This window comes from Rummeliibacillus sp. NPDC094406, from assembly GCF_044763875.1.
Taxonomy (GTDB): domain Bacteria; phylum Bacillota; class Bacilli; order Bacillales_A; family Planococcaceae; genus Rummeliibacillus.
Map to the genome: position 1 here is coordinate 893027 of NZ_JBIWGZ010000001.1, position 21978 is coordinate 915004.

Here is a 21978-nt window from a genome sequence, read left to right on the forward strand (position 1 = left end):
CATCATACGAAGGAAATGCGAATGCATTTTCGAGGACTCGCCATCTTCCGCTAGATTGACAATGTTCTAATAGATATGGCCTATAATAATGGTCCATTTAATGTTCGTGTTTATTATCAAATCTTTGAAATATGAAATTTATTAAATTAAATACTGAAATTTCCGAAACTTCATAAGAAACCAACCGTAAATATAGTCAAGCAAAGGAGATGATATTATGAAAAATTTTATCGTATTCATTATTAGTTTTGTCGTATTGTTTACAGTAACCCAAATCTTATCTGGTATGTTACTTACCACCCTATACACCCCAGATCTTTCTGAATCATGGATGATAAGCGAACATTTACCTAAATCAATCAGCTTTGGAAATTCTACTTTTATGCCATCCTTAATTCTTGCTATGTTTTCTGTTATTGTTGCGTATTTCATGCCACGGTTATTTAAAAGAATTTCAAAAAATTAAAAAGGAGCGCCCAAAACAGCGTCTCCTTTTCCTAAGATCTCCCTATGAAGATTTGCTTAATCTTTGTAATTCATATTTTGTATAGTGATTTAAATTGCTATCAGAATAGTCATAGTAATTTCCCAAATATTCGTTCCACTCGGCTGTGATGTTATTATCTGATAGTTCATCCATTTTCTCTTGATTCCAAACATCAACATATAGTTCATCTGCTAACCGTTTTGCATCTTCTGTCAATTTCGATGCAGTGATCAGTATACATTGGCTACAGTCAAAATACGCCCTACCAATAGCAATTTTATGAACATCATCCATCGTAATCATTAATTCATCTTTTACTACACTAATCGCGTGTTTCATCTGTTTATTCTCTGCAAAAAAGTGAATGCCAAATGAATCGAAATGATTATTAATTTGAATGTTTTTATACCCTAATTTCTTTAAGGATTTTACAGCAAAAACTTGTAATTCACGAATCGACATTTCAGACATTGGCGTTTGCTGTAAGTATGCACGGTCAAATCGATTTCGTAGACCTTGGATAAAGTCATTTAAGATTTCAATTCTTTTAGGCGACAAAAATTGATTGAGAATGTATGTTAATTCTTTAGTAGATTCAATAAGATCCTGCTTTTTCTGTTGGATCAAGGAAATATTTTTTATTGCTTTCACGATATAAAACAGTCCAAAAATAAAGAAAACAGCAATCACTAAATAACTAATAGGATGTAAATAGTATGTTCGATATATGTAGGCTACTCGATCAATATACTGGTTACTGTAAGAAAACGGGTAAAACATTGCAATAACAAGTGGGATTATCATTAAATAGATGCTTACCACCATTCCTTTCCAAAACTCTGAAAAGGCTACTTTTTTCTCCATTTCTAACTCAGTAAATTCTTTAGAAAATGCTTGATTTTCGAGAGTTACAATTTTATCCATGTTATTTTTTGCACATTCTGGACAAAAAACAATAATCTTCTGATCTAAAACCACCTTAGCTGAGGTTACTTTATGTAATGTACATATTGGATGTCCCATTCTTACACCCTCTTATTTCACGGAAATTTCAATTCTATTAAATTTTTATTACATCCATATTATATAGAAATTCCCCATTTAAATACATAAGATATATTTATCGCATTTATGGAAAAAATTTAAAATTATATTGTAACTTTTTATTATAAAAAAAAGATGCCTATTGGGCATCTTTTTACTTATTGTTAATTTCTACTAATTTTGGTGGTTCTTCTAACTGTGTTCTGACGTCATCTTCAGTCATTTTAAGTGGATAGAATGGATTTTTTTCTTCAACCATAGTTTGAATTTGAGCATTACTTAATGGTTTCACTTGTTGGTATTGATTGATATATTTTTGATAATCAAAATTTACGTTTTTGATTACTTGCAATGTATGTTCTAATTGTTTCTTTTCATCTTTTGTCAAAATGAAATCTTCTTTTAATACATAGTCATTTACAAATTTAATAATGAATGCTTGAGCCTCTACAATGTTATCAAAGCCTTTTAGTTTGATAATGGCATTTTGAATCTTTGAATTCTGTGAATTTCTTTGAAATTCAATTGTAGAGAAGTCTTTTGAAATAGAAGCTAATTGATTTTGGACGAATTGGTTTAATCGTTTTTCTACGACCTTGAAAGAACTTAGTAATTCTTGTTCTTCTGATTTAAGTACATGATATTTTTTTTCTATATGTTGTTGCTGTTCATTTAACTTTTCTACTTGTTCACTAAAATACTCATTTCCATCGTGTTTCCCAAAGATATGTTTTAATAAAGCCATACCATTTATTTTTCGATGCTTTTTATCTACTAATTGATATAGATTATTATATTCTAGATGCAGTTTTCGATATTCTCTTACTGATGAAAGATACTGTTTTGCTTGGTTTTTAAAAGAAACAATATCTTGGTTCTCACTAAAAGGCTTCGTTTCGATTACTTGGATTAGCTGATATAACGTACTAACTTGTTTAAAGACGATACTATGTCTTTTATAGAGTGTTGTCAGTTCACTAAGATGTTCGTTTTGAGCTGCTTCTCTTAGCTCTATACCATCAAAATTTTCTACATATTCTTTTAGGTTTGAATAAGAAGTATAATAGGGTTCTCTTTCTTGTATAATTTCAAGTTCTGTTTGAAATCTTTTTAGCCAGTGAATGAACCGTTCTGTAATATAGGCTAAACGTTTCGCATGATTATTAGCCGTTTTTTCTAATTCTTTTAAAAGTAAATCCATTTGGCTCTTTTGCCATTTCTCATCATCATGATTTTGTATTGATTCAAGTGCATCTTTTGCAGATACACCGATTATTTCTCGGACATACTTGGATAATTGATCCTCATATTTGATCATCAGATTGTTTGTATTAAAATCCTTTAAATCAATACCATTTAATACGCCAAGTGGAATAACGTTTTTTCTATTTAATTTTTCAATCAATTTTATCTCTTCTGGCACTATTTCTTGCCCATATTTAAATATCCAAAATACATCATCTGCTCGATTAAGAATGGTCTCTTTTATATATGCTGTTTCATTTCCAGAAAGCTGTAGAGGAGTTGTATCTATTAATGTGATCATTTTCAAGAGATCATTTCGAACAAATATTTCTATAAAATCAAGACCTTCACGCAAAATTTTTGCACTCGATGTATTCAAAGCTGTAAACAATTCAACTTTATCGATATCAAATGATGCGATTTGACCATCCAAAAAATGAGCACGAACTTCTTCTTTTTCACCATAACAAATAATGGAATTGATAGCTGTCGTTACTTCGATTCTAGGACTCATAATAGGTCTACTTAGTAATGCATTGATTAAATTTGTTTTACCAGTTCCAGTCATTCCTGCAAGTAAAACCATTGTGTTACTCGTTGCATCCTTTATGATGTAATTTAATACTTTTGATGTACCTCTAATATATGAGTTTTGTGAAAGTAATTGATTTAAATACTGCAGCTTCGCAACAAATTTTTGCAAAAACTCTGCAGGTTCTGCTTGTGCCCAACGAATAGGTAATTCTTCTTTTAAATCATCAATCGTTGTTAGGTCTTTTTCCATTCGCGCTAATTCTCCTTTATACTCCTTAATCATTAGTATACATGAAAAAAGAAGAGGAGTTGGTTAATTTTTTGAATTTTATCCAAAAATATTTTGGTATTTTATTGATATGGAATATAATGGTTTTTTTAAATTTTACCCTAATTAACAGGCAGTACTCCCTCATTGAGAGAAGCGAAAAGAATGGTGGGGATTACTGCCCGTAAAAGCCCGATTGGTTCGGTCCAACAGGATATTGTACACTCAGTTGTTGCCACAGGACGTGGCGAAATTAAACTGAGTTCTTTTTTAGTAGGGATAAAGCCCCTCACTGATGGAAGTTTCACTTTATTAGAAATAATCTACAAAAGTTGGTACACCTGTTGGAATGATATTTTCTAATAATGCAATGGATGTTGCATCTCCTTTTAGTCTTTCGATATTATGAAGGTATGTTGGTCTTAAGTACCCCAGCAACATCGTAACTAACGTTTGTACTGTCATTTGAACTGCATTTTCTTCTAATTTATCACTTATTTTTTGAACTTGAATAACGCCCTTGTTTGAAATAACTTCGAAAGTGCCATGATTCCATTCTGCCAACGGATCCTTCACTGCCCAGTGCATATGAAAATCTTCTCTCAAGAATGGGAATTGTTCTACAAATCCCTTCAAATCGACGATACGTGCCATAAAGTATGGGGACAGACTTTGTTTAATTTCACTATCCTGCATCAAAAAAGCAACCGCTTCATTTCCAGTTGTCTTACCAAACACTTTATATACCATTGATTGATGTGCGTAAACAAAATTCCAAAGCGCTTTTCGTGCTACTTCCTTTATAGTGATCAACTCATCAATATAGAAGTTTTCTTCCATGATACGGTAAAACATATACCCCAGTGCATTGCCATCTTCATCGTAGTAAACTGCCGCCTGTAAATTGGCATCACTATCGATAAATTTTTCTTCCCAATAATCTTCTTGATATTTTTCATTCCATGAGATGTCATTTCTGATCATTGCACCATGAGTACGCATTGCAAATTGATGATATACATCTTTTATGTCATCATGTGTAGTTGATAATCTTCGCACTTGTCCAGGAATTTCATCATAATGTGGGATCTGGGTATCTCTAATTTGATACTCCACAATATCACTCATAATTTCAAACCCTTTTTTACGATAATATGGAATTGAATATGGAAACAAATAAGAAAGATGATAGCCATCTTTTTTCATTTGCTCAAGACTTGCATAGATCAATTTGTGCATTAAACCGTGTTTTGAATATTCCGGATAGGTACCAACAGCAGTGATTCCGCCCATCTTATAAATTCGATTATGAATATTCACTTCAAAAGGCAAATTCAAAATTTGAGCTACTAGTTGATCTCCATCAAACCACCCGAGTGCTACTCCCTCATCAAATTGTGTGGATTTTGCAGACACAAATAAACGATCTTTGTTAATGGATAAGTTAACTTGAAACACATAATTCAGTAGTTCAATTGACTGTGATATCTCCGTTTGCTTGATTTCTCTCATATGTAAGTTCGATTTCATTTTTTCTTCCCCTTTAAATAGGATTCTCTTCTCTATTTTCACACATGTCTTAGGTTTTCACAAAAAAAAAATTGCCTCAAGAAAAGTCGAAGGCAATTAAATCAATTTCATAAATGCTTTTCTAGTTAAAAAATACGGATATTTTCTAAATAAACAATTCAAGATTTCGGATAATATCCGATTTCCAGAATTTACTTATTATACCACTCCAGATGGCGCTTTCGTGCTAAGCGATCGTTGAGCCTCCTCGGAAGTACGTACCGTACTTCACTGCGGGGTCTCACCTGTCTCGCTTTCCCGCAGGACTATGAATGGCCCTCTCTGAATTAACATCGCACGAAGGAAATGCGAATGCATTTTCGAGGACTCGCCATCTTCCGCTTCATAGACAATGTTCTAATAGATATGGCATAAAACAATAGCCAATTTAATGTTCGCGTTACTTTAAATTATGATTCTCACATTGCTTTTATTCATTATTATTTTTGCAATGTTTTAAGTGCTTCAGTTGGGTCTGTTATTGCCAATTGGCAGCTATAATTTTGACATAGTTGCATTTCAAAAGTACCCTGCTCTTCTATGTGCCAAACATCAAATGGACGATATTGTGAGTAAAGTGCACTACGAATTTCATCTGTTGGGTTTGTCAGATGGATTTCTCTCGACTCTGTTTGATGAGCCAACATCAGTTGTAATAGCCATAATGTTGCGGAAGGATAGCGATTAATATCTGCTGAAAATGCATCAAGAATTTCATCAGCTAATTTTATATAATCTTCGTTTTCAGTTAATTTCCCAAGTCTCCAAAGTTGCATTGCAGCTGTACTGTTACCTGCCGGATAGGCATTGTCTAGTGCTGTTTTTTCACGAACGATTAATGTCTCTGCAGTATGATTGGTTAAGAAAAATCCACCATTTTCGGTATCGTGAAATTGATCTACTATTTCTTTTGTTAATTGTTCTGCACGGTCAATGTAATCTATATTTCCTGTTGCTAAATATAATTCATTTAACGCCCATAAATAATTTGCATAGTCGTCTATAAACGCATTTTGTTTTGCTTGTCCATCACGGTAGCTAACAAGAAGTTTACCTTCATTAACTAAATTCTTTTGTACAAATTCATCAATCTCTTTAGCTATGTTTATAAAAGATTCTTCTTCAAATACTGCGCCTGCTTTTGCTAATGCACTTATCAGCAATGTATTCCAAGCTGTTAGTATTTTATCATCTACATGAGGGTATACTCGTTTTTCTCGGTATTGAAGTAATTTTTGCCGACATTGTTCAAGTTCATCTTTGGACAGTACATGAAAATCAGTTTCAATTAAGTTCGGAATATTCTTTCCTTCGAAATTCCCTTTTGGAGTAATATCATAGGTTGTAGCATAGACTTTCCCCTGTTTATCTCCAAGAATCTCTAGGATTTCTTCATAATCCCACAAATAATATTTTCCTTCTACCCCTTCACTATCCGCATCAATCGCACTATAAAATCCACCTTCAGGATGTTGCATTTCTCGTTTTAAAAAGCGAATCGTATTGTAGACAACCTGCTTAAACGTCTCACTTTTGGTAATTTGATAAGCCTCTGTGTAACAATGCAATAACAAGGCTTGATCATACAGCATTTTCTCAAAATGAGGTACTAGCCAGATTTGGTCAGTTGAATAACGTGCAAAACCAAAACCGATATGATCATAAATTCCACCGAGGTGAATTTGCTCTAAAGTTTTCGTTGCCATAAGTAATGCATTCTCGTTACCTGTAGCTACGTAATAACGGAGTAAATATAATATTTGACCAGCAGTTGGAAATTTCGGTGCTGTGCCAAATCCGCCATATATATCATCAAACTGAGCTTGCAAGTTTTGGAAAGCTTCTTTTGTTCTAGTTGATGGTATTGTCGCCACTTCTTGCTGTACCATTTCATGTAACGCTGAAATGACTCCATCCACTACTGTTGTGATTTGTTCAGGATCTTCATGATAAACCTTCGCTAAATTTGGAATAACCTCCAGCATCCCAGGTCTGCCGTACTTACTATGTTTTGAAAAATAAGTTCCAGCATAAAATGGTTTTTGATCCGGTGTTAAAAAAACATTCAATGGCCAGCCACCAGACCCCGTCATCATCTGACAAACATTCATATAAATCGAATCAATATCTGGTCTTTCTTCTCTATCAACCTTGATGCAGACAAAAAGTTCATTTAATAATGCAGCCACTTCTTCGTCTTCAAAGGATTCGTGCGCCATAACATGACACCAGTGACAAGTTGAATATCCAATGCTGACAAGAACGGGTTTATCTTCTTGCTTGGCGATTTTAAAAGCTTCTTCACTCCATGGGTACCAGTTTACAGGGTTATATGCATGTTGTAATAAGTATGGTGAAGTTTCGTGAATAAGTTTATTAGGTTTATTTGTATTAGGCATTGGATCACCCTCTTTCATTTTTTATTTACTTCACATTTATTTTAACCATATTAAATTTTATTTAATATAGAGATACATTAAAAGCTTCAAACAGAATTGTTTTTTGAAAATTAAAAAGAGTACTTAAAATATCCGAAAATCTGCTGTTATTACCCGGTTCATCATCTTATAGTTTTACTTGATGTATCTGTACGTTTGAAGTGTATAAAAAAATATGAAGAAGTTATGGAGCGATAAAATAATGGATTCATTATAACAACAATCAATAAAATAAAAGAAAAACTCGGCGGCAAGATCCCTGTTCAATACTGGATTCTCCCACCGAGAAAGTTATTCATTAATTTTACATTCTATATTTTTAGCATCTTGATTAGTAAATAATTTATCTGGAGTTTTAAAATGGTTCAAACTATGCTTCTTTGATTACGATAATTAGATAAAAAATAGATCCTATTATAAAAAACAGTAATAAACCTTTCATAATAGAGTAAAAAAGTCCTTACCTCCTGGTTTAAAGAGCTGATGAATTACATGGCCTTTACTATTCATAATATATTCAAAGACTCTTTTCTTTCCATTAACAGATCCTTTAGCTCTTAAAACTGTAATCCATGAGCCATTTTTGTTTTTCTTTCTATAAATATTGCTATTTTTTAACTAATTATGAAGAAAACGAAAAATGCGGAAAGAAAAACAAACTGTTTTTCTTTCCGCATTTTATTTTTTTAGGGACTAATTAGATAGCCCCTTTGTAGCATCGTTATTCCACATTATCCTCAACTTCCATACTTTTCGCAGGTGAGCCTCCCTTAAAGATGACAAGGAGTATAATAAAGATTGTTAAAACAAGGCTAACCCAACCTTTGCCTAGCCCCAGACCTCCAGAGCTATGAGCCGCCCCTAACCAATCCGAGAACGAGGCACCTACTGGACGCGTCATGATATAAGCGAACCAAAAAGCAAAAGTTTCATTTAGACCAAAGAATCGATAACCCAAAGCAGGGATAGCAAGCAAGACGGTAAATAATAAGCCTGAAGAGAAGTAACCCAAGTGCATGCTTGTCGCGGTCATATCTCCTGCGGCGGTACCAAGTGCGAATGTTACCGACACGGTGAGCCAGTAAAAGATCTCACGGCGACGGGTGAAGATGCTGTGGACGGACAGAGTTTTCTCTTTTGAATACCAAGTTATGAGGACAACAGCAAGTGCCACCATAAAGAAAATGGTTGAAACGATGTAGGGAATGCCCAGTCCGACACGAACGATATCTGCAGCCATTGTGCCAAATATGCTGACCATAACAACAACTAGCCAGTAAATCTTTGGTATATATCGTCGTACTTTGAACTGCAAGATCATGGCGGTTATAAAAATAAGAAGACTTAAAGGTACCGAAATAAATGGATTTAGATTCTCGAATAAATAATCGGAGGCCACTTCACCCATTCCAGTAGTCAGTAGCTTAGTAATCCAAAAGTAGAATGTAATTTCCGGAACCTTAGCAAAAATTTCTTTTGTTTGATTCATGTTGACTGATAAAGATTTGTTTATATTCACGATTTGCCTCCAAATAACCATTAATGACAAAAGCTTAATCCAACTGCAAATTCTCCCCTATTGATAATAGCCAAACATTCCTTCAGCTAATACTATCATCTAAATTCTATTTACTTAATTTACATAAACTTTGCGGAAGAATTTCCTTACACCTATTGAGAAGGAATCCGTGATGGTGTGGCTAAAAGTCATCAAAAAAAAGAACGATATATATGTGAAATGGTTTCATTTGCAACGGTGAAAATAGACTTTTCTTTAGGAATGAAGCGTCTAATTAGTCCGTTATGACGTTCGTTTTTACCACGTTTGCAGGACGTATAAGGATGTGTGAAGTAGACATCTGTCTTTTCCTTATTCAGCCATGATCTTTTCTACTATCTAAACGAAGCTTTTGTTTTGATAGTAAGATGTTTATTTTTCTAAAGTCTATTTACTTTTTTTGTCAATAGCCTTTTTCTTTAGTTTCTAATTTACACACCTCCTATTTCGACTTTTAGTAACCACCACCCTTATACACTATTTTTATCGCACCCCTTCAATATTTTTAAGTTATGGGTATTTAAAGAAAAATAAAAAAGCGGTCCACTTTACATGGTTCGCTTTAACTCTATCTATTTATTTTGTGGCTTTATGCCATCAATTTGGTAAAGGGCTATGCAACGACAACCATCATGAAATGGTGGGTGATTTACTCCTATGACTGCATCTGCAACACTTGCCGTGTAGCCTTGAAACTTCGAACAATCAGGACAAACTCTTTCATTGTAGTTACCCTATAGGACATTAAAATCCTTTGCACCATTTAAAAGTGAAGAAACCAACCAATTAGTTGAAGAAAACATTGCTATTACAAATTATTATTTTAGTAATCAATTTAAACAGATTTAATTTTATGATTTCTTAGTGATGCAAGAAATATAAATAATAGAATACTAGCAATGATTGCAATTAAACCGTTTATATAAAATGAAATCTCTGCACCAAAAGTCTCCCATAACCATCCTGTAAGTAATGATGCCGGAAAGAATGCTATTCCTGTTACCATTGAATAGAATCCAAGTGCTGTTCCTTTGGACTCCGGATTTGCAAGATCAACTACCAATGCTTTTTCCACACCTTTTGTTAATGCCGAATATAAACCATAAAGGATGAACAAAAATACAAGACCTAGAGTAGAATGGATTGCTCCAAAACCTAAATAAACAATTCCATAGATTGCATATCCAGCAGTCAATATACCTCTTCGTCCGAATTTATCAGAAATCACACCAGACACATAAGATAGAAGTGAAGCAGTAAGATGAAAAAGTAAATATAATAATAATACATTAGTTGCGGAAACGCCTAAATCTGAAGCTCTTAATAATAAGAACGAATTAGAGGAATTTACTATGGTGAAAAGAAATACAACAATTAATAATTTTTTTACAGTTGGATTCAATTGCTTCCAGCTAAGTTTGTCCTTTGTAGGCATGGGATTTTTCTTCACCAACGGATTCAACTTATTCTCTTTAACTGCAAATAGAATTAACCATCCAATAATGACAGGAATTAATGAATAAAGAAAGACTTTAGGCATACTCTCTGTACCATTGAATCGGATTATTAAATATGCAGCACCAATTCCAAGAGCAGCACCCAACATATCCATCATTGAATGTAATCCAAACATTCTCCCTTGTTTATTTTTCCCACCTGATTCTGAAATAAGTGCATCTCTAGGAGCAGTTCGGATACCTTTACCTGTTCGATCAATTAGCTTCCATAAAAAGATTCCTCCCCAACTGCTGGCAAAAATCAAAAATACCCTTCCCAATCCTGATAATCCATAACCAGTTATTGCTAAACGTTTTCTCTTTTTTATCCGATCGGAATACCGACCTGAAAAGAATTTCAATAAACTAGCCAAGCTTTCAGATAAGCCATCAATCATTCCAATGATAATAGGACCAGATGATGCTAGAATAATCGGTATAAGAGGAGTAACCATATACGTCCCCATATCTGTAAAAAAGCTAACCAAACTCATTAACCAAACATTATTCATTTAAACGTCCCCCCCTAGGTAATAACAATTTTACCTCGGTCCCTATTCCTTCTTTACTATTTATCGTAATTTCTCCATTATGCTGTGTGATAATACTTTTTGCTATTGATAAACCAAGACCAGTTCCTCCTGTTTCACGGCTACGGGCCTTATCTACCCTGTAAAAACGCTCAAAAATTTGATTCATTTCATTTTCTGGGATACCAATACCATAATCTTTTACACAAATGAGTACTGATTGGTCATTTTTTTCTAAGAATACTTCTATTCTTTCATTACTATATTTCATTGCATTATCTAACAAAATGATAACTACTTGCTTAATCTTTAATTCATCAGCACGAATAATGAATGAATCATCTTCAGAATGGCATGTTATTTCACGCTTATAAACATACTTCAGTTCATTTAGAGTGTTTTTACACAAAGCAATCAAATTAACCTCTTTCATTTCTAAGACATTTTCTTTTTCTAGAGTAGATAATTCTAAAAAAGTATCAGTCATCTTTTGAATTCTAGTAGCCTCTGAATGAATAGCCTGAATAGCCTCACCCGCCATTTGGTTATTTTCCGCCCCATGCCGTCTTAAATAATTTGCATAGCTCTTTATCACAGTTAAGGGCGTTTTTAATTCATGAGACGCATCAGAAATAAACTGTTTTTGTTTTTCCATATTAGATTGAATCCTATCAATCATACGATTAAAAGTCCTAGCCATGATTTGAAGTTCGTCGTTTGTTTTATTTTGTGTATTAACTTTTTTAAGAACACCACTCTGTTCAATTTCTTCTATGGTTTTGATCATGTTGGAAATGGGTCGCATAATTATATTAGATAGCCATCTACCTCCAAGTAAGGACAATAAAGTTGCTATTATTGTACAAAGCACTAAGATCCCTCGAAGAATTTCTTTTCTCGTTTCTAGACCCGTTAATCTTTCCCCAATTTCCAAGCTCTCATTTTTTCCATTATTAATCGGAACTCGAACAATTAATACTTCTTCTTCCCCGTTTTCCGCCGAGATCAAACGGGTTTGCGCAGTCTTTTTGTTCTGGTATTTTCCTTTAATCTTTTTTGAGAGTTTCTGATCATTAGTTACTTCATAAATTACTTTGTTATTGGGTTGTAAGATTCTGATATATGAATGGTCAGTTAAATAGTCTCTTAATTTTAGCTTTCCATCATGAGAGAGTTGATTTGTATCGTAGTTTTTTAGAATATCTTCTGCCTTTTGAAAAAGAACATTCTCTTCCATGTTTACTGTAGTTTTCATAAATAAAAAATAGACCGCGAAATTGATGAGCATTAGTATGCAAAGCATCCATGCAGTTGTTAGAAGATTAATTTTTGTTGTAATCTTCATCTATTTTCTCCTTTATAGTAAAACCAATCCCTCTTACGGTCGTAATAAGACTAGAAGAAAAGCCTTGATTAATTTTTTTTCTTAGATGGGCTATCATCACATCAATTACATTGGTTTCACCCTCATACTCATAGCCCCAAATATTAATGATGATGTTTTCTCGTGTAGCTACTTTATTTTTATTTGTTACTAGATAAACCAATAATTCGTATTCCTTTGGCGTTAACGAAATGAATTTTTTATTCCTTTTCACTTCTCTTGCATCTGTGTTTATTATCAAGTCCGCAACAGTCAATAAGGAATCTCCATCCTTTGATTCTTCCTTATCAGATTGATTACGAATACAAGCACGAATTCGGGCTAATAATTCTTCAATTTCAAAAGGTTTTGTAACATAGTCATTAGCCCCCTGATCCAATCCTGCTACTTTATCAATTGTAGAATTTCGAGCGGTTAAAAGAATAACAGGAGTGTTACTGTTTTCCTTTCTTATTCTCCTAAGAATATCGATTCCACTTAACCCAGGCAACATAACATCCAATAAAATTAAGTCAATACCAGGTTGTAAGGCAGTTTCTAATCCTGATTTACCTTCATGTTCTACTGTGACTTGATACCCCTCATACTCCAATTCTACTTTTAAGACACGCGCAATCTGAGCTTCATCCTCGATTACAAGAATATGTGTTTTCAACTTCCCCCATCCCTTCTAACCATTTTTTCTATTAGCCCTTTTTCAAATTATTCCTTTTCTACTACAAGTCTTAACATTTCAAACAATAAGAAATTGAAAAACATCCAGACACCACCGTATACATATCCCCCCATAATATCACTTGGAAGTACATTATTTGTTGCAATATTGACAACTGTTAAGCCAATTAATACTAGCAACCCGGTGATAAAAACGAATAAGGAAGTATATGAATTTTTCGAATGACGAATAAGTAAAAATAAGCAAGTTCCATATATAATTATTAGAAAAGTAGCGTTAAGATCAGGAAATTTTGTGGAATAAAATTCTCCTACGAATCCTTTTGATTGAAGGAAAGAAAAGATCTTTATAACTGATTCATGAAATGGCCATGCTCCAAAAATAGAAACAAAAAGTAGAAGATACTCAAGTAACTTATTTCTATTATTTTTCCAAATACATATCATCGTTACCCCAATAATTACTCCAAGTACATAAGGGGATTGAAATACAAGCAACCCTTTCATCCAACTTAAATATATTGATGACTTCACTATATATTCAGTAATCTCATTAAACTGAGTAAACTCATTATATAAATAGTCTTGAGCCATTCCCAGCATTAAAGAAACCATACCGATCAAAACTACAGTGAGAAAAATAAGAAAAATCTCTGTTTTTCTTATGACCTTTAATCTGTTGGTCAACCAATTAATTAAATGTATAAATGCATTTTTAATTTGAACTTTATAAAATCTAAAAACTAAATATCCAATTAGCAATATCGCCAAAATGACAATAAAAATAACAATATATTTACCTGCTGCTTGATGGAAGTTCTCCCAGTGAGGACCCAATTCTTTTCCTAGAGTAATAAAACATACTCCCCATAAAAATGATCCTATATAAGCGAGAATAGCAAATTTTTGGAATGACATCTTTGATATCCCCGAAATATAACCAGTGAAATGTCTAACTCCTGGAATAAAATATGCAAAGACCAACAATTTACTGCCTGAACGGTCAAACCAATCAGATATTTTTTTATATCTCTCTGGACCTAAGTGGATATACTTTCCATATTTTTCAATTAGTTTATACCCCCCTAACCTACCAATCCAATAGGTTACGGTAATTCCCGCACCAGCTGCAAGAAATTCTGTCAGAAGTGCCAAAGAATAATCCATTTTTCCCTGATATATAAAATACCCTGCAAAGCTCATTAAAAATTCACCTGAAATAGGTAAAGCCATAAGTTCTAGAAAAATGCCTATGAATAATATCAAATAACTGTGCTGTTCAAATAGAGATAATAAGTAGTCCATATACAAGCCTCCACGTTTTATAAAAGAAACTCAGAGTAAGTATTCCTTCAAATCTAGATTTAATTACAATTTAGCATGATAAATGTTCGAATGAGCTAAGTTAATGAATTCTTAATCTTATATTAATGGAACAAATAGGTAAACAAACAAAAATAAAAAACCTAAACTCTTTTCAAAATTATTCATTTTGCATCTTAATGAATTTTTAATCATTTATTCATAGATTGAAAAGTTTCCTTTTGTATACTTAGACTACCCTTTTGGAAATAAGTTTCATAGTTGAATTCATGACACTATGTAACTGCCAAGAGATTAGCTTTTTTTCATAATGATTAGTGGATTCATAATAAGGGAGGTATACGAATGAAAAAATTTGTAGAGGCAGCCATGCAAAGAGCCATTCTAATGATTGTGTGTGTTGTCCTCATTTTGACTTGGGGTGGTATTTCTGCATTCCAAATGCAACGCGATTATTTGCCAGGTATAAATAATACAACGCTTTCGGTAAGTATGCGGGTACCTGGTACTCAAGCAGCTCAGGTAAAACAGCAAGTGACCGATAATTTGGCAAGTGCCGTCAAAACAGTGGATGGATTATCCAATGTGGAAACTACATCGTATGACGGTGGGTTATATATGAGTCTGTATTTCCCGATGGATACAGACATGAAACAAGCAGAAGATCAAGTAAATAAAGCTTTAGCAAATGCAGATCTTCCACAAACAATAACAACCACTCCATCGGTAACCAGATTAACAACAAGTTCATTTCCAATTTTGACTTACAGTATAACAAGTTCAAAATTAGATGAACAAACACTACGTTCAACTGCAACACAAGAAATTGTTAAACAGTTAAAATCTGTTCCAGGTGTAGCAGATGTAACCGTATTTGGCGGAGCAAAAGATGGATATGTATTAACAATCCGCATGAAAGACCTTGTGAAAAACGGATTAACATTAGATGATGTAAATAAATCTTTTGCTTTAGCTGTTCCATCAATGCCACAAGGGAATATTGCAAATAACCAACTATCAATACCTGTTTCTTTTGATGGATTACCATTAACTGAGAAACAAATGGAAAGCGCAACGATCCAGAACAAGGATGGGAAAGCAATTCCTGTTTCAGCATTTGGGACCATTACGCATTCTTTAAATGACGTTAAAACCGTTTCCAGAACAAATGGATCACCAAGTGTTACGTTAAATGTAATCAAAACTCCTTCAGCAAATATCACTGATGTCGCTGATCAAGTTAAAGACCGTGTTTCACATCTACACTTGGATACAGTAAATCCAAAAGACGTTTCTTTCCAACTTTTACTTGATCGCGAGAAAGAATTAAACAGCTCTCTTTTCGGATTGATTCGAGAAGGTTTACTTGGTTGTTTGTTCTCAATGATATGTGTATTCTTCTTTTTCCGAAATGTAAGATCTACCTTATTAATTGCTATTTCGCTTCCAATCTCATTGTTAGCGACCACGGCTTTCTTAAAGTCAATGGGGATTACGTTAAATATTTTAACGGTTTCTGGTTTGATTGTAGCGATGGGACGTATTGTCGATGATTCCATTGTTATCTTGGACAACATGTATCGAAAACGGGAAGAATCGAAAGACAAACCTTTGCTTTCCATTCTTGCATCATCTGTTACTGAAATGCTTCCTGCGATATTAGGTTCTACTTTAACAACGATTGCCGTTTATATTCCAATTGCCTTTGTTGGAGGCGTAATTAGCGCATCTTACAGTGGATTTGCGTGGACAATCGTTATTGCATTAATCATTTCATTCTTTGTTGCAATGCTTGTCATCCCTGCTCTTGCATTTTTGGGATGGAAAGGTGGAAACAGAGAAAAACAATCGATCAAGCTCGATTCAAAAATGAAACCAATCTTGCAATCTGCTTTTAAACATAAAAAAGCAATGCTTATAGGTTCTATCTTAGTATTCTTAGCTGCTGGTATCTATTCTGCTTTTCTTCCAGTAAGTTTATTACCTAGTGCTAAGATTGGACAAATTGCCATTAAAGCAGAATTACCAAAAGGAAGTACATTAGTCCAAGTCGATTCTGAAGTACAAAAAATTGAGAAAACATTGAAATCTAATCCGAAAGTCGAGGCGTATTCATCAAACTTTGGCTCTACCATGACACCGCAAAGTGATGATGTTTTTGACCAAGGTGGAGGCTTTATCACTTATCCAAATGTCGCCAACCTTTCTGTTGTGTTGAAGAACGACAAGGATGCTGATACTGTCATCAAACAGTTACAAAATCAACTTCCGACATTATCAAAAAATGTCACTTATACAGTAACCAGCCAGAACATTTCTGGTGATGATTCACAAATGCGTATATTGTTTACGGGTTCAGATCAAGCAACTTTAGATCAAGTAGCCCAAGAAGCAAGAACAAACTTATCAAAAATTGCGAACCTAAGTGTAGATGGGAAAGTTGATTTAACAAATAGTTCACCTAAATACAAAGTTACTTTTGATCAAAAAGCAATTCAAAATAAAGGTGTAAAAGTTGAAGATATTCTAACAGTCATCAATCGTTATATGTCTCAATCAAAAGATGCAACCATTTCGGTAGATCATAAAGCACTTCCTGTTGACCAATATTTAGATCAAATTGCATCAGGAGTAAACTCTGCGATTACGATAAATGCTTCAGCGGAGGATGTTCTATCTTCTCTTGCATCTGAAACGGTTAAAGGAAAAAATGGCGAATTAGTCCGTTTTAACCAAATAGCTAAAATAACAAAAGATTCGTCTCCTTCAACGATTAGTGAACGAGATGGTCAACCATACTCTCTTGTCACAGCACAGATTACTTCAAATGATATTAGTAAAGTATCAAACGAAGCAGACAAAACTTTAAGTAGCATGAAACTTCCTAAAGATGTAACGTACTCATTGGGAGGAATTTCTGAACAAGTTAAACAAATGATCTTCGATATGTCAGTTGCCATTGGACTTTCAATCCTTTTAGTATTACTAATCACTTCTTCGATTTTCAAAGGATGGAGAGCACCATTATCTGTACTTTTAAGCATCCCGCTTGCTTTAAGTGGTGTAGTTATTGCACTCACTCTATTCCATGGAGAATGGAATTTAGCAGCATTGATTGGTATTCTGATGCTAACTGGTATTGTTGTAACAAACGGTATTGTCTTAATCGACAAAATTGAAAGAAATCGAAAAGAGGGAATGCCGCTTAAAGAAGCTGTACTATATGGTAGTCTTTCAAGGATCAGACCTATTTTAATGACAGCAGCTGCAACAATCCTTACGTTGTTACCACTTGCCTTTTCTCATAGCGCCGATACAGTTGTTTCTCAAACTCTCGGTATTGTTGTAATTGGAGGTATGATCACATCAACACTTAATAGTTTCATCATCATTCCAATAATTTATGAATGGTTGCACAAAAAATCATCAGAAAAGAATAATATTAAAACTATCAGCTAATTCCGATTATTACTACTATAAAAATGGCTTGGAGAAAATTCCAAGCCATTTTTATTAATAAGTAAATTGTAGGATAGCGCCCGATAATTGAACAAGATAAATTTCAAATTCACTATTTTTCTATTAGTTCTTCTTTCCATAAACGTTCCATATTTACTTCATTGTTTGTGTAATTTAATACAAACACATCAGGATTACTAAGACTCTTCCAACAATCAAAATCAAAGCTGTTATCATAATTCTTTAGCAGTAGAGACATTAAATTTCCATGGGTAACGATTATTGTGTTTTCGGATTCACTTTTAAAAACTTCATCTACAACACTTACTATTCGGTTCATAGCTTCTTTACTTGACTCTCCACCTTGAAATTTCAACTCCAAATCATTGAATGTTGCTTTAAGTTTTTCAAGCCAGTCAGGTAAATCCATTGTACTTAGTGTACGTTCTGATAAACGTTCATCAATCTCTATTTTTATGTTTGTTTCCTCGCTAATTGGTTCTACTGACTGAATTGCACGTAAAAAAGGACTTGATATAATTCGGTCAATTTTAGTATTTGAGAAAAATCTAGATAAATATTTTGCTTGTGTAAATCCTTTTTCTGTAAGTTGTGACTCCGGAGGTTGCCCCTGTGCTTCACAATGTCTTACAATATATATCCTTTTTTCCATTCAAAGTTTCCCCCTTTTAACTATAACAACTTTACTTATAATATTAATTTAAAGCAGTGATGACAAATGAATTTGAATCAACGCCTCCGCATGTTTAATACTTTCCTTTAAATATATTGGCGAATTGGGGTGGCTTAATATTTCTTCAGTAGTTAACCATAATACCGCTTCGACCTCATCGGTGCTTTTAGAAAATGCTTCCCCCGAATCATATTCACAAAGGAAAACAATATTTACAACATTTCCACCTTTATCTGTTAGAAATGATGTACTATGTACATAATTTATCCTGTCTTTTACGTTCACACCGACTTCTTCTAATATTTCTCGCTTCACTGTTCTCTCTAATATGTCTGATGAATTCCCTTCTATATTTACCTTACCTCCAACAAGAGAAAGCAGACCACCAGCATGTTCCTCTTTTTTGCTTCTTTCAATAATAAGCCACTTATCATTTTTCCTTATAACACCTTCAACATTTACGATAAACATTTTAAAGCACCCCCCATAAATTATCGTTATTCCTTCTTCAAGGTTTGGAATATTCCCTTCCCGTTACACGAATTCTGTTAAGAAATTAACACGATTACAATACTAAATATATAAAAGAGATTGTATTTCTTTATTCATTTTCAACTCCTTATAATTTAGTCCGTTTACTTAAATGACACTCATATTTTATATGCTTCTACAACCTTCTGAAAATACCTGCTTATTCCATTAACCTCACAATTCTTCGCTCCATAAAGATTTTCTTTAAATGTGTTACTCAAGAAAATAGCCCTAAAATGAAAAATGAGCGCTTATCTTTATTCAAGGATAGCGCCGATTATGGAAGATCATATATGTTGTCTTATTGAAGATAAGCACCCGGTAGCTTAATAACATTTTTAGTTTGAACTTAAATAATTTAGGACAATATTTACTCGTTCTTTAACTGTATAATCTCCTTCAATCCTCAATATTGGGCGTACTAAGTCTGACATCCAATGTTCGTGTAACATTTTACTCCTAACTTCCATTCCTGCTTCATCATATAAGGAAGCCCACTCCAAAAAAGCCTTTGATTGGTCGTATTTACTACCACCAGCTAATATATCATTACCATACCTTTGAAATTCCCTTTGTTGCAACCTCACAAGTCTTACGTTCTGGGGAATCCATAAAAAAATAACCAAGTCAAAATAGGATTTAAAGTTGTCACCCCAACCACAAACTGCTCCCGAAAGAATCCAATTTTGATATATTGATAAATCGTGCCTTAGCACTTCCATTCTTTCAGGTATAGGTCTTTGTTCTGTAAACTTGGTTATCCAAAAATAGTCATCCGTATCAAGATGAATATGAGAAAGTTTCTTTGATAACGAGGCTCCAAGTGTCGAAGTTCCTGAACCAGCAGCACCAAAAATATGTATTTTTTTACTCAACATTTCCTCCACTAATACGCCATTCTATCGGTTACTTTTTGTCTATACAGATAAAATTCGACTTATCTCGCAATATTTCCTTTATAAAGTTTTATTCCACAAAATGGTCCAATACATAAAGAAGGAGCGCAATTTCTACTCTATAATTGCGTCCGATTGTTGAATAAGAAAATCCGGCAATACAGGATTTTTAATCAAATTTTTTTTCAAATAATCGAACTTTATAGCAAAGCCACAGTTAATAAAATATTAGTACAATACCAATAAGGATAGCCCCAAGTGATAATATTAAAGCAAAACCGCCTGTACCAAACAAAATATCAAGTATTCCTAAAATCAAAAAAAATATTTTTTTTGATTTTTCATCATCATCTTCCTTAAACTCTTTATACGCATAAACCAATAAGAATATAAGAGAAACCAAACCTATCAAAAGGAGAAGTAACCCAACAAACACAAACACAATCAACTTTCCCTTCTTTCTTTTCTTTAAATGCTTCGTTAGTAAAAAATTCAGCATTATCACATCAGGATTTACCCCACAAACCAGTATTTTGCTAAATAAAATGAATCCATTTTGAAAAAAGATTGATCAAAATAGATTTCCATTCCAAGTGAATAATGCAAATTTTTTAAATCTAAATTATATTCTCTTTGGTTTTAGCGCTTCTATCTATGTTTTTAGCCACATTAAAGGCTTATCTATAGATTTTTCAAAAAAATCTTCTATTCTTTTATTTCTATTTCGTTCTTTATCGTTCTTTTTCTTATTGCATATACGACTACTAACAAAAGAGGTAAAAAAAGTCCGATTAATAATGTTAAGGAATTACCCGTTGTATCGTCAAAATGTTTTTGGTACATGACATTAGGATAAATCACGAGAGAAAGGACAACAGCTATCATCCCTAAAGGTAATGTTAAAGGGCGGTAATCTTTCAAATTAAGAATTTGTGCCATCCCTAAAACGGAAGCGTAAAAATAAAGGGTCGACTTAAAATAGAGGGTGATAACCCAAAGTGAAGCCATTAATCCCTCAATACGCTGTAAAAAATTCCCGATATTTATCCTTTTGGTCAATTCATAGCTTGGATAAATCTCTCCTGTTGTTTTCTCAGTACCTAATACCGTAATACTCAAAAATGTAATAACGATGATGACGATGCCGCCTATTAAGTTTCCAATTAAAAAAGATTTTTTACCTTGTTTCATTTTATTAACAAAAGAAGGAAAAATCATTAAGAGAACAATTGCATCTACTGAAGATACAATAACATAAAAAATGGATGATTGAACGATCTTTTTTGTCCCCATCTCATATATAGGCTGAATGTTTTCAAACTTCATGTCAGGTGAAATAGACACCACTAAAACGAAAAAAATAACGAAAAACACGACAATTAGGATTTCTGCAGTACGAGCGAAAGTTTCCAATCCAAGACGCACTCCCATCACCACAATCCCCGCCATAAGAATATTAAGGGCTACCATTGGAGTATTTGGCATCATATGGATGTTTAGGAATACCCCAAAATAATACAAAAGTTCTGAAGCATAAAGAAGAGACATGAGTACAAACAAAATAGAAAAGGCTTTACCTACCCATTTCCCAAAAAGTTTTTCAAGGATTTGGACATAAGTGAGGTGAGGGAACCAAAGAGCTATAGTGACGAATAGCCAAATGATCAAAAACCCGATTCCTGTACCAATTATTGCGGCAATCCAGGCGTCTTGCTTCGCACCGGTTGCGAGTGCAGATGGTACAGTTAAGATGCTCGTACCAATCGTAAATAAAATAACTAAAACTAGAAATTGGTACGAATTTATTTTAACGTCTTTCATCATTTCATATCATACCTTCCCCTCTA

16 protein-coding genes and 2 pseudogenes are annotated in these 21978 nt (G+C 33.6%); 2 read left to right on the forward strand and 16 right to left on the reverse strand.

Annotated features, from left to right (window positions below; translation table 11 throughout):
- Positions 1-217: 217 nt before the first annotated feature.
- A complete protein-coding gene (locus tag ACIQ4I_RS04305; RefSeq protein ID WP_403093107.1) occupies positions 218-466 on the forward strand; it encodes a hypothetical protein in 249 nt (82 codons plus the stop codon).
- 42 nt (positions 467-508) lie between these two features.
- Here the strand turns inward: ACIQ4I_RS04305 and ACIQ4I_RS04310 are convergent, their stop codons facing one another.
- From ACIQ4I_RS04310 to ACIQ4I_RS04360, 11 genes and pseudogenes are all read right to left on the reverse strand, one after another.
- Positions 509-1510, reverse strand: coding sequence for a restriction endonuclease (locus ACIQ4I_RS04310; RefSeq protein ID WP_403093110.1), 1002 nt, complete (start codon positions 1508-1510; stop codon positions 509-511).
- Positions 1511-1685: 175 nt separating this feature from the next.
- The gene (locus ACIQ4I_RS04315; protein WP_403093113.1) at positions 1686-3560 is read right to left on the reverse strand and encodes a dynamin family protein; all 1875 of its coding nucleotides are present in this window, start codon (positions 3558-3560) and stop codon (positions 1686-1688) included.
- A 330-nt stretch (positions 3561-3890) separates the two neighbouring features.
- Entirely contained in the window at positions 3891-5108 is a 1218-nt protein-coding gene (locus ACIQ4I_RS04320) for a GNAT family N-acetyltransferase (RefSeq protein ID WP_403093116.1), read from the reverse strand.
- A gap of 479 nt (positions 5109-5587) precedes the next feature.
- Entirely contained in the window at positions 5588-7546 is a 1959-nt protein-coding gene (locus ACIQ4I_RS04325) for a thioredoxin domain-containing protein (protein WP_403093119.1), read from the reverse strand.
- A gap of 760 nt (positions 7547-8306) precedes the next feature.
- Positions 8307-9104 (reverse strand): COG4705 family protein, encoded by a 798-nt coding sequence (locus ACIQ4I_RS04330; protein ID WP_403093139.1) that lies wholly within the window; start codon positions 9102-9104, stop codon positions 8307-8309.
- Positions 9105-9313: 209 nt separating this feature from the next.
- Positions 9314-9445 (reverse strand): annotated as a pseudogene (locus ACIQ4I_RS04335) (IS30 family transposase); the annotation flags it as partial.
- Positions 9446-9715: 270 nt separating this feature from the next.
- Positions 9716-9856, reverse strand: a pseudogene (locus tag ACIQ4I_RS04340) (hypothetical protein); the annotation flags it as partial.
- A gap of 122 nt (positions 9857-9978) precedes the next feature.
- Complete coding sequence (locus ACIQ4I_RS04345; RefSeq protein ID WP_403093140.1) at positions 9979-11151, reverse strand: MFS transporter; 1173 nt, start codon at positions 11149-11151, stop codon at positions 9979-9981.
- Complete coding sequence (locus ACIQ4I_RS04350; protein ID WP_403093142.1) at positions 11144-12514, reverse strand: sensor histidine kinase; 1371 nt, start codon at positions 12512-12514, stop codon at positions 11144-11146. The genes ACIQ4I_RS04345 and ACIQ4I_RS04350 overlap by 8 nt, the downstream gene beginning before the upstream one ends.
- Positions 12492-13208 (reverse strand): response regulator transcription factor, encoded by a 717-nt coding sequence (locus tag ACIQ4I_RS04355; protein ID WP_403093144.1) that lies wholly within the window; start codon positions 13206-13208, stop codon positions 12492-12494. Before ACIQ4I_RS04355 ends, ACIQ4I_RS04350 begins: the two co-directional genes overlap by 23 nt.
- A 47-nt stretch (positions 13209-13255) precedes the next feature.
- Complete coding sequence (locus tag ACIQ4I_RS04360; protein ID WP_403093147.1) at positions 13256-14533, reverse strand: DedA family protein; 1278 nt, start codon at positions 14531-14533, stop codon at positions 13256-13258.
- A 363-nt stretch (positions 14534-14896) separates the two neighbouring features.
- On the opposite strand from ACIQ4I_RS04360, the gene ACIQ4I_RS04365 reads away from it, so the two are divergent.
- Entirely contained in the window at positions 14897-18010 is a 3114-nt protein-coding gene (locus ACIQ4I_RS04365; RefSeq protein ID WP_403093150.1) for an efflux RND transporter permease subunit, read from the forward strand.
- 112 nt (positions 18011-18122) lie between these two features.
- On the opposite strand, the gene ACIQ4I_RS04370 is transcribed toward ACIQ4I_RS04365, so the two are convergent.
- The 5 genes from ACIQ4I_RS04370 to ACIQ4I_RS04390 all read right to left on the reverse strand — a co-directional run bounded on the left by ACIQ4I_RS04370 (position 18123) and on the right by ACIQ4I_RS04390 (position 21955).
- Positions 18123-18683, reverse strand: coding sequence for a histidine phosphatase family protein (locus tag ACIQ4I_RS04370; RefSeq protein ID WP_403093152.1), 561 nt, complete (start codon positions 18681-18683; stop codon positions 18123-18125).
- A 48-nt stretch (positions 18684-18731) separates the two neighbouring features.
- Positions 18732-19175: an NUDIX hydrolase gene (locus tag ACIQ4I_RS04375; RefSeq protein ID WP_403093154.1), complete on the reverse strand. Its 444-nt coding sequence runs from the start codon at positions 19173-19175 to the stop codon at positions 18732-18734.
- 398 nt (positions 19176-19573) lie between these two features.
- Complete coding sequence (locus ACIQ4I_RS04380; protein WP_403093156.1) at positions 19574-20110, reverse strand: ATP-binding protein; 537 nt, start codon at positions 20108-20110, stop codon at positions 19574-19576.
- A gap of 238 nt (positions 20111-20348) precedes the next feature.
- Complete coding sequence (locus tag ACIQ4I_RS04385; RefSeq protein ID WP_403093158.1) at positions 20349-20636, reverse strand: hypothetical protein; 288 nt, start codon at positions 20634-20636, stop codon at positions 20349-20351.
- Between the two features lie 200 nt (positions 20637-20836).
- Positions 20837-21955 carry a GerAB/ArcD/ProY family transporter gene (locus ACIQ4I_RS04390; RefSeq protein WP_403093161.1) on the reverse strand — a complete coding sequence of 373 codons (1119 nt, stop codon included), beginning with the start codon at positions 21953-21955 and terminating at the stop codon, positions 20837-20839.
- Positions 21956-21978: the final 23 nt, after the last annotated feature.